The organism is Pontibacterium sp. (assembly GCF_964228735.1).
GTDB lineage: Bacteria > Pseudomonadota > Gammaproteobacteria > Pseudomonadales > Balneatricaceae > Pontibacterium.
Genome location: NZ_CAXRBQ010000029.1, coordinates 1 through 10,534 on the forward strand (window position 1 = coordinate 1; position 10,534 = coordinate 10,534).

Below are 10,534 nucleotides of genomic sequence, written 5' to 3' on the forward strand. Positions count from 1 at the left end.
CGGCGGGAAAGGGATGAAAATTGAAAAGTATGTGGTACCATTTTGTAAACGGCTGATGGCTTGTGGGAATTGTATAGACACCAATAACCATAGGGCTTTCAGCCGTTTTCGTATATACCTTCATGAAAAATATGGGCTAGAGCGCCTGTTCAAACAATGGGTCGGAATTAGCCCGAAGCATTACAGTCGGTTGTTACGCGTCAATCTTGCCCGTTCCGCTCTGCGCAAAGCGGAGGGCAATATATCGTTAACCGACGCTGCGCTAAACGCGGGCTACTTCGATCAGGCCCACTTCAATCGCGAATTTAAACAGGTTGTTGGCCTGACGCCGGGCCAGTATCTGAAGTGCCTGGAACAACCTGCAAGGTAATCGAAGGTAAGCCTGAGCTTAGGTAACCAATGCCTCCCAAACATCCCATGAGAGCAATCGCTCTGATAGTATGCTGTATCCTGCTGAATGCGGATGTGCACCGTCGTTAGATGTCACCTCTTCACGCCATACTGGATTGCAGACCAATCCATCAAATACCGACAGATAAGGCACATTGAGCTCTGAGCATAACTGCGCAAATTCCGTATCCAGTGCCTGTATGCGGTTGTTTTGTTCTTCATCGGCAATGGGTGGCGGTCCTACCATCAGTACCGGATGCTGTTCTGCCACCTCAAGCAATAGCGCCCGTGTATTATCAATACTCCGCTCCGAATCGACGCGCAAAACACCATTTTCGATCGTTGTATCGTTCACCCCAAAGGAAAAAACCACCAGTGTGTCGAAACCGGCTTGAAGACGTGCTGAGATCTCCTGATTAAACCGGCGTCGGATATCTTCGCTCGTATCACGTCGAACGCCCAGGTTATAAAACGTAACCTCCAAATCCGAATCGCTGGCTTCCAGCGCGGCACATACCCGCCCGGTCCAGCCAAGCTTGGTTTCATCGCCGGTGCCGTTTACAAACGAATCACCCACGAAGCAGATTCTTAAATCCTTAGTCATCCTTGCTATCCGTTAGATCTGCTAAAAGCAGCTTAAGGTTATTGTTCATCGATGCATTCTGGGGCCATACGGCGTAGATCGGAATTGGCTCGACTTGCCACTCAGGCAGCGGATCAACAAGCACTCCAGTACGTAGCTCCTCTTCAACAAGGAAAGACGGCGGTGTTGCCAGGCCAATGCCGAGAATCGCAAACTGCGTTGACGCCTCCACCGCATCCACAAACACCCTGCTTTCAAACTCGACCGGTACACGTTCCCCCTTAGGACCAATCAGCACGCGACGGAGAGACAGCATCGACAGCCTAATCCAGTCCCAGGTTTCCAAATCTTTTGGCGATCGCGGCGGCTGTCGCGATTCATAATACTCCGCCGAGCACACCAGTTTTCGCTCGATCCCTCCGATGCGCCGTGATTTAAGGCTACTGTCCGGCATATTACCCGCGCGGATCGCCAGATCGATGCCGTTGGCGATCAGATCCTGCCGGGTATCGGTGTAGATCAGGTTAAGCATAATGCCTGGGTAGCGTTTACAGAATTCTGCTATACGCGTGTTCAGAGGTCCACGCGCAACTAGCGATGGTAGCGTGACTGTCAGCTTGCCCTGGGGCTCTGCCGTCTCACCTGCGATCTCACTCAGACCACTTTCTGCCGCATCGATCATCGCTTTCGCATGTTCATACAACACCTGGCCTTCATGGGTCAGCGACAGCTTGCGTGTCGAGCGATAGATCAGCGCAGTACCAACCCGTTGCTCCAGCTGCCCAACATGGTAACTTACCACTGATGGCGATAATCCCAACGTTTTAGCGGCTCCACGGAAAGAGCCCTGTTTTGCCATCTCAGCGAATATAGCGATTGCTTTGAGATCATCGATCATTGCAGCACCTGTTCGAACAATGAAATCCAATTAGCCTATCTAATTAAACACCCTCCATCGTAATAGACTGGGCGTATTCTTCAAAGGAGATTAAGTAATGTCCGTAATATTAGCGATGTGTTTGTTTTCCCTCTCAATGTCTATCTCACCCGGTCCGGTAAACCTGATTACACTCTCAACCGGCGTCAATCATGGCGTACGCAGTGCGATGCCTTTTGTTGCTGGTGCCACCGTCGGGTTTTCGATCCTGCTGCTGTTCATTGGACTGGGTGTTGGACAGGTCGCCGCTGAAAACACTGAGCTGATGGCAATACTGGGTTATATCGGCTCCGGCTTTATCTGCTACATGGGTTACAAGATCGCCACTTCGGATGGCGATGTAGAGATAAAACGCCAGAACCGCCCCACTTTCCTTCAGGGTGCCGCATTGCAGCTGCTTAATCCGAAGGCCTGGATCGCCTGTCTTGCTGGGGTGTCTGCGTTTAACCTGTCCGCGTCTTACGAGGCACTGATGGTTTTCTCGATCCTGTACTTCGTGATCTGTTATGCGTCAGTAAGCAGCTGGGCGGTGCTGGGGTCCCGAATTAGTAAATACATTAGTGAAGAACGTAAACTACAGGTTTTCAATCAAATGATGGGAGCGGTTCTAATTCTGATTTCGATATATCTTTTATATATGCAGTCATATTACGCATGATATATTTGTTAAGAAGATTAGTAGTGATAAGCTAGGACAATCAACTTATCACTATCCATCGTTCCGAAAATATTTATATCGCCTTAAAAATTATTTAGAAGTCGAAGTAATCCATTCCACTAAGTGACTTATCTCGACTAGCCAATTTTTCGACCGCCGTATCATAATCTCGTCTAATCAAGACATTAAAACCAAGCATCAGGAGATCATTTGTTTCTCGCAAAGGATCCTTTCTCAATCTTTCAAAGTACGTCCCTAAAGGCACATCATAAACACCATCGCCTATCTTTTTTCCCTTGAGTAAAGAGAGCTCGGCCCACTCTGTCTCATTTAATGTTAGCTCAATGTGATCGGAACAGAAGCCAAATATCAAGTGCAGGAGAACCGGTCTAGTACTATCACTTTCTAACATGAATCTGCTGATATCCACTTCAACAGTCTCTTTACCCTTAGACCTATATGACGTTAAGCTAACTCTCGCATGCATGTTCTGTAAGAAGTCACCTACTATGCCAGCTGAAAACTCTATATCTTCAGTTATTTTCGCCATCGGAAGAGAGAACACCTCAGACACAGCTGGGACAAAACCATGCCCGTAATAATCATAGTAATCAAGCTCTTCCAAAAAGAACAAAGTGTTCATGAATAACGTGTAAAACTCAAATTCCTTAAAGCATTTCCTGTAAAATCCAACCTTCTTTTTATATGGCATAGAAACAACAAATGAGGCAGCAAAGAACTCTTGTATAGATTTATGAACATAACGGTATTCATTAAATCCATCCTCGATTATTAGATTAGTAATCGCTACAAGCTCTTCGCGCGCTTTGCTTGCCGCTTTGGGGTCTTCATCCAGGTACAACAAAGCCTCAGATATGAACCGAACAAGAGAATCTTCATCAAAACTTCCTGCCCCAGCTCGCTGAGAGATAAAACACAAACACTCAAAGATAAGTCGATATATACGACGATTATCATTCCAGTGTCGAATTCTATTCACCTTTCCCTTTATATTGTCATGACGATGAAATACAGCGTCAAATATATTTGAGTAAAATTGAGAAAGCGTGCTTGGGATTTCTTCCCCAATATTATAGCTAATACAAAACAGCACAACCAGTATCGGCGATTTTAGGATAGAGTCTTTGGACTTATGAAATGGGCTATGCTTTAGCGCACTTTGAAGTTCATCAGCTTTATCAGCATCGACTGACATCTTGTCTATAATGCCAAAAATCTGCTTCTCCGACAGTTCGCACATTATATATGTTTCAAACTCAGATAAAGAATCAATTTCTGTGTCTGGTCGGGTAGTACATACCACATGGCACTGAAATGCGTTGACAAGACGCCGAATGTCATCCAACAGCATCGACCTGTACTGCGGCTTTACCTCATCAAAAGCATCTAAATAAACCTTTACATTGCTGCTGGAGAATAGTTTTTTCACTGCATACTCGGTGAGATCTACCCCTGCAGATTTAAGGCCTTTGGAAATAGCTTCTTCAATTGGTTCGCCCTTGTAGTTTTTTAACTCATAAAATATAGGTAACCGCTGAAGGTTCTTTGAGTTATTAGATAAGACTTTCCTGAGTATTGTAGACTTTCCTTGTCCCGCCAGCCCTTTAATAAGTAATACCCTATGATTATCAAGCGTCGTAATATCATTGATCGCTATACGGGTTTTCGTACCCGCTTTTCTTACATCCAAAGAGACGAATATATCATCAACATGAAAAACCTTATCAACGGATACAAGTGTTTTAACCTGGAGGGCACCAGCGCAGTAATCTAAATAGTTATTTTTGTAGTGCTGGAGATCATAAAGTCCTTTTTTCTCAGCAAAAAAGTCGATTACACTGCTGATCGTTCTTCTTGAAACTTCAGCAAGCACCGGTCGAACCGCAGCACTGATAATCGCGTCCATTCACATATCTCCTTCGTAGAAAGCAATCACGTTGATATGTTAATACACGTTGTTCTGTATATTGAAGATAAGAAGAATTTTTTTAAGTAATGTCTAGCTCCCATGCTCCGCATGGGAGCCCATAGGGTAGATGCATAGATGAGATCTATGCATTCCCAAGCAGAGCCTGGGAACGCGTAGGTTGGCCACCGCGAAGTGGTGCCCAACATGTTAGGCATCGCCTTGCGATGACAAACCTACACGGGTAACTCGAATACAAAAAAGCCACCTCAGTCAGGTGGCCTTTTCTACTTCGAAAATCAGCTATCAGCGATTGGCACTCGGAGGGGTACCGGACTGCACTTGGGATTGCACTTGGGCCAGCCCTTGTGTTCTGTACTCATCCGCACGTTCCTCATGACCTGCATGTGAGCGCATCATGCGCTGCTCCTGATGTTGGAAGATATCCCAGGTCATTAGCGTGTCATTGTTATTTTTGTACGCATTAGCCATGGTGAGTGTCTCTTACGCGATCCAGACAGATTTGCTGTTACAGAACTCGCGGATACCGTTCACACCCAGCTCGCGGCCGAGGCCGGATGCTTTGGTGCCGCCGAACGGCATACGGATATCGCTGGCGACCTGTGCGTTGACGAAACCTGCACCAACATCCAGCTGACGCAGAAAGGCTTCGCCCTTCTCCAGATCCTGGGTCCATACGCTGGCTCCCAGACCGAAGCGGGTTGCATTCGCCTGAGCAATCGCATCGGCTTCGTCACGAACAGCTACGACAGCTGCAACCGGGCCGAAGATCTCTTCATTGAATGCGGTCATGCCCAGCTTCACGTTATCCAATACGGATGGAGCGTAGAAGTAACCTTCACCTTCTACGATTTCGCAGCCGGTCAGCGCGCGAGCACCTTCTGAAATAGACTGCTGTACTTGTGCATGTACCTGATCACGCAGATCACCACGGGCCATTGGCGCCAATGTAGTAGAGGCATCCAGTGGGTTACCGGTTTTCAGCGCTTTGGTACGTTCAACCAGCATTTCGGTGAATTCGCCAATACGGCTTGGTACAACCAGGAAACGCTTGGAGGCGATACAGATCTGACCGGCGTTGCTGAAACGTGCGCGCATAGCCACGTCCATCGCTGCTTCCAGGTCAGCGTCATCCAGTACGATCAGTGGATCGGAACCACCCAGCTCCAGTACCGCTTTCTTCAGATTCTGGCCCGCCAGCGCCGCGATCTTACGACCCGCACCTTCACTTCCGGTAAAGGCAACGCCGTTTACACGGTGGTCGGCAATGACACGAGCGGCCTGATCAACGGAGATGGTGACTTCGGTCATCAGGCCTTCTGGTGCACCGGCGTCACGCATCAGGGTTTCAACGGCTTTGGCACAGCGCGGTACATTTGGCGCGTGTTTCAGAATGATGCCGTTACCCGCCATCAGTGCTGGCACCATGCAACGGAATACCTGCCACAATGGGAAGTTCCACGGCATGATCGCAAAGACCAGACCCAGTGGCTCGTAAGTCACCAGACTGCGGCGTGCTGGGGTTTCGATCAGGTCGTCCTGCAGCATGCCTTCGGCGTTGTCCGCGTAGAAACCACAGGCCAGCGCGCACTTATCAACTTCACCCAGTGCTTCGGGCAGCAATTTACCCATCTCCAGGGAGATAACTTCCGCCAGTTCCTGACGGCGTTCGGTTACCAAGTTGCCCAGCGTGTGCAGCAATTTGGATCGCTCGGCGAAAGAGGTGCAACCCCAAGCTTCAGCAGCCTGAGAAGCAGACTCAAGACGTTGCTCAAGCTGATTGTCGGTCAGAAAGTCGAACTGTTCGATCAGTTCACCGGTAGCAGGATTACGTGTTTCAAAGTTCAAGATAAAGCTCCTTCCTACTCTGCTGCGAAACCGATTTTCCGCGCAGGCCAAATACCAGAAAAGCGCCGGGTTAGGTTTTTACCCAAGCCGGCGCTCTTGTTCGTGTGTTGTCTTACTTCAGATATCAGACACGCTGATCGCCGTGGAACAAACGTACCACGTGACGTGCTTCAGCGAAGAACAACCAACGTTCAACCAGAAGACCAATAATAGTCAGAATTGCCGCCAGTGCCAGCAGTCCGGCGCTGCTGGTCAACAACAGCAGGAAAGGAAGCACAAATGCGATGCCAACCATCAGAACACGCAGGCGCATCAGACGGTTTGCTTCAACGGTGTAACCGAATTCGTTATTCAGGAAGCCGTTCGCGGTGTGGCCCTGGTCCAGCAGACGAACACTTGCCTGGGTAAAACCAGTTGCGGTGTTGATGGTGCTGCCCGCAGGTTTACCGATCCAGAACAGGTAGATCAGTTTTACGGCTGCGCCAAGAACAACCAGACCGATCGCCAGGTTGTGCAGCACAGAGGACAGATCGCCCGCTACAGATGCCTGTACCGCTGCCAGCAGCAGGGAACCGGACATCAGACCCAAAGCAATGTAGTTAACCGGCGTCAGAGAGGTGTTCCACTGACGGATGGTTTTCAGGCTCGCGTAGATCATGCTGGTGCAGAACAGAGTAACCATTGCCAGCGCTGCAGCGCCGTAACCGGCAACTACTGCAGTACCGTTCACTTCAGCGCCGTTGAACCACACGTTTGCCAGGTACGCCAGCACAAATGGGTAGAACAGCACAGCAAATACCGCCTCGCGGGACAGCCATGAAGTTTTGAAACGACTGAAAGAACGCCATGCGTTTTTTGGGTTTGCCAAGTGCAGCGTGGAAGACAGCAGACCACCGCTGATTAGAACAAAGCCCAGGACACCGCCAGACAGCAACACGGTGCTGTCCTGCAGCTGAGGCAAGCCCAGCAGGTGACCCAGAACCATCAGAGTGATCAGGCCGTAACCCGCCCCTGACATCACAGTAAATACAAGTACTGAAAAAGCCGGATGCATAGTAACGTCTCCGTAATAAGGTTGCCGGGCCAGTGGAGAGGCCCGGCATGCCGGTGCTACTAAAACCGGCAAAACTTTATTGTTGTTTTTTGCGAACTCTTGGAGCGCTGCGGCAACAGCGCCCCACTCCGCGTCTTATCGGGCGATGACCTTGTTCACCCAGCCTTTCACGGTTGCCTTGATGGACTTCGGCTCGTAAGTCTCAACAACAGGCTTGTTACGTGGTGGCAGGTAGGTGTTTACCGGCTCGTAACCCAACTCTGGCATCAGCTGCTTACCGGCACGATCACGTACCAGCTTGCTTACTTCAGAGTTTGGATCGTCGAAGTCACCGAATACACGGGACTTGGTCGGACAGGTCATAACACATGCTGGCTTACGCTCATCTTCAGGCAGACGCTCGTCGTAGATGCGGTCCACACACAGGGTACATTTCTTCATCGTGCCCTGATGTGGATCCAGTTCACGTGCGCCGTAAGGGCAAGCCCAGGAACACAGGTTACAGCCCATGCACTTGTCCTGATCGACCAGTACGATGCCGTCTTCTTCACGCTTGTAAGATGCGCCAGTCGGACATACGGTCACACACGCTGCGTTGTCGCAGTGCATGCAGGACATCGGCATGTTCACCGTCTTCGAGTTCGGGTGATCATCCACCTCGTAGGTACGGATACGGTTCAACCACGCGCCGTTCGGATCTTTACCGTACGGATTCTCATCCGACAGCGGCCCGATGGTGCCAGAGGTGTTCCACTGCTTACATGCTGTCGCGCAGCCGTGGCAGCCTACGCAGGTGTCGAGATCAACAACCAGACCTAATTTCATCTTTTTATTCTCCGTCTGCTGTTACTTCTCGCCACGAGTCAGGATGTCTGACATCGGGCGCTTCAGGTTGACGTTTTCGTGGGACGTGTAGCTCAACATATCCGGTGAAGGCTTCGCATTCGGCTGCGGTTTCAGCGCGCTGAATGCTGGCCATGTGCCGGTTTCGCCCGGTGCGGCCGGTGTGATCTTCACACGCAGGTCGTACCATGCGGCCTGTCCGGTCACAGGGTCGGAGTTGGTAACACGGTCCTCTTTGTCGCCCTTTTGAGGCAACAGTTCGGAGATCAGGTGGTTCATCAGGAAGCCATCAGTCGCTTCATTCGCATCGTCAGACAGACCCCATGCACCGCCACGTTTCGCGATTGCGTTCCAGGTCCAAACGGTCTGTTCGTTGGTACCTTCCATCAGTTTCACCTGAACACGGATCTTGCCGTTGTGGGATTCTACCCACACCCAAGACAGATCCTCGATACCCATTTTCTCGCCAGCTACACGGTTCATGAACAGGTAGTTCTGGGACATGATCTGACGCAGCCAAGCGTTCTGGCTATCCCAGCTGTGGTACATGAACATCGGACGCTGGTTTACCGCGTGGAACGGGTATTCGTCGCGATCGATGCGCTGTTCTTCCAGTGGCATGTAGTAGAACGGCAGCGGATCGAAGTATTTCACCAGACGCTCTTTGTGGTGCTCTTCGGTTGGCATCGGACCGTCGTACAGGCCCTGGCCTGCCAGACGGAACGTCTGCAGCTTCTCGGAGTACAGTTCGATCACGATCTGCTTGGTAGAACCGACCCAAGCGGCTTCTTTCGCCAGAGTCAGGTAATCCAGGTTGGCGTGACGCATGTAACGCTGGTTCAGGTCCAGGTGCATCTCGAAGAAACCTTCGTTCTCCGCGTACGCTTCCCACTGACGAGGGTTTGGCTCACCGCGCAGAGATTTTTCGCCATCCTTACCGCGGTAACCCGCCAGGAAGCCGATGCCCGGTTCTTTCTCGAAGTTAACGATGAAGTCTTTGTAGCCTTCGTACTTGCGCTCGCCTTCAGGTGTGGAGAACGCCGGGAAGCCCAGACGACCGGCCATCTCTACCATCACTTCCTGCCAGCTCATTACATCGCGATCTGGCTGGATCACTGGGATACGTACGGAGTCACAAGCCGCATGAGGCTCGGAGATCGGACGGTCCAGCATGGAGATGGTGTCGTAACGCTCCAGGTAGGTGGTGTCTGGCAGAACCAGATCAGAGAACGCCACCATCTCAGAGTTGAACGCATCGGAGCAGACGATGAACGGGATCTTGTACTCGCCGTTGTCCTTCTTCTCGCACAGCATATCGATGGTCTGCGCGGTGTTCATGGAGGAGTTCCACGCCATATTCGCCATGAACAGCATCAGGGTGTCGATCTCGTACGGATCGCCTTTCACCGCGTTGCTGATCACCATGTGCATCAGACCGTGACAGGAGATCGGTGCATCCCAGCTGTACGCCTTATCGATACGTTTCGGACTGCCGTCTTCGTTGATCACCAGATCTTCAGGGCAGGTTGGGAAGCCCAGTGGTGGTGATTTCAGCGGCGTGTTTGGCGCCATATCTTTCGCTGGCTTGATGCCTGGTGGCACGTGTTTCGGGAACGGTGGCTTCGCCAGGTGGCCCCCAGGGCAGTCGATAGTACCCAGCAGTACCTGCAGCAGGTGGATAGCACGGCAGGTCTGGAAACCGTTGGAGTGTGCGGAGATACCACGCATTGCGTGCATGGATACCGGACGACCGATAAACTTGTCCTGCTTGCGACCCGCCCAGTCGGTCCACTCTACGTCGATGGTGATGGATTCTTTGAACGCTACGTGCGCCATCTCCAGCGCCATACGTTCGATATCTTCTGCTTTAACGCCACACTCTTTAGCAGAGTTTTCCGGTGCGTACTGATCGTCGAGGTATTTCTCGAGCATGATGTTCATCGCAGTACGAACAGGAGTGCCGTCTGGCATGGTGAACTCACCAAACAGCGCTGGGTTGATGTCCGGCAGGTTCGCGTCCACGAACTCTTCTTTTACCAGATCCCATACCTGAGGCTCACCTACTTGTCCCTCTGGCGCAGGGGCACGGTAGAACAGGCCGTCGCCCTTCTGTCCCGGCGTGTTTACAACCAGCTGCGGAGAGTTGGTGTAACGGATCAGGAACTCTTCATCCACCAGCTGGTTTTTCAGCAGCACGTGAACCATGGACAGAGCCAGCACCGCATCGGTACCTGGGCGGATCGCAACCCACTCGTCTGCAATCGCCTGGTAAC

General features: G+C 51.0%; 9 protein-coding genes. 2 read left to right on the forward strand and 7 right to left on the reverse strand.

Translation table 11 applies throughout. The features are described 5' to 3' along the window. On the forward strand, window positions 1-370 hold a 370-nt coding region (locus ACEQ15_RS02825), incomplete at its 5' end, for a helix-turn-helix domain-containing protein (protein ID WP_370277516.1). An 18-nt stretch (window positions 371-388) separates the two neighbouring features. Here the strand turns inward: ACEQ15_RS02825 and ACEQ15_RS02830 are convergent. Both ACEQ15_RS02830 and ACEQ15_RS02835 read right to left on the reverse strand, forming a co-directional pair. Beyond that, complete coding sequence (locus ACEQ15_RS02830) at window positions 389-994, reverse strand: GDSL-type esterase/lipase family protein (RefSeq protein ID WP_370277517.1); 606 nt, start codon at window positions 992-994, stop codon at window positions 389-391. After that, window positions 987-1,871, reverse strand: coding sequence for a LysR family transcriptional regulator (locus ACEQ15_RS02835; RefSeq protein ID WP_370277518.1), 885 nt, complete (start codon window positions 1,869-1,871; stop codon window positions 987-989). Before ACEQ15_RS02835 ends, ACEQ15_RS02830 begins: the two co-directional genes overlap by 8 nt. A 97-nt stretch (window positions 1,872-1,968) precedes the next feature. On the opposite strand from ACEQ15_RS02835, the gene ACEQ15_RS02840 reads away from it, so the two are divergent. Further along, window positions 1,969-2,568 carry a LysE family translocator gene (locus ACEQ15_RS02840; RefSeq protein WP_370277519.1) on the forward strand — a complete coding sequence of 200 codons (600 nt, stop codon included), beginning with the start codon at window positions 1,969-1,971 and terminating at the stop codon, window positions 2,566-2,568. Window positions 2,569-2,662: 94 nt separating this feature from the next. On the opposite strand, the gene ACEQ15_RS02845 is transcribed toward ACEQ15_RS02840, so the two are convergent. From ACEQ15_RS02845 to ACEQ15_RS02865, 5 genes are all read right to left on the reverse strand, one after another. Further along, window positions 2,663-4,495 (reverse strand): NACHT domain-containing NTPase, encoded by a 1,833-nt coding sequence (locus tag ACEQ15_RS02845; protein WP_370277520.1) that lies wholly within the window; start codon window positions 4,493-4,495, stop codon window positions 2,663-2,665. Between the two features lie 504 nt (window positions 4,496-4,999). Then, window positions 5,000-6,364: an NAD-dependent succinate-semialdehyde dehydrogenase gene (locus tag ACEQ15_RS02850; protein WP_370277521.1), complete on the reverse strand. Its 1,365-nt coding sequence runs from the start codon at window positions 6,362-6,364 to the stop codon at window positions 5,000-5,002. 124 nt (window positions 6,365-6,488) lie between these two features. Continuing rightward, a complete protein-coding gene (locus tag ACEQ15_RS02855; protein WP_370277522.1) occupies window positions 6,489-7,418 on the reverse strand; it encodes a dimethyl sulfoxide reductase anchor subunit family protein in 930 nt (309 codons plus the stop codon). A 135-nt stretch (window positions 7,419-7,553) separates the two neighbouring features. Then, a complete protein-coding gene (locus ACEQ15_RS02860; protein WP_370277523.1) occupies window positions 7,554-8,243 on the reverse strand; it encodes a 4Fe-4S dicluster domain-containing protein in 690 nt (229 codons plus the stop codon). 21 nt (window positions 8,244-8,264) lie between these two features. After that, a partial coding sequence (locus tag ACEQ15_RS02865; protein WP_370277524.1) for a molybdopterin oxidoreductase family protein occupies window positions 8,265-10,534 on the reverse strand: 2,270 nt, incomplete at its 5' end.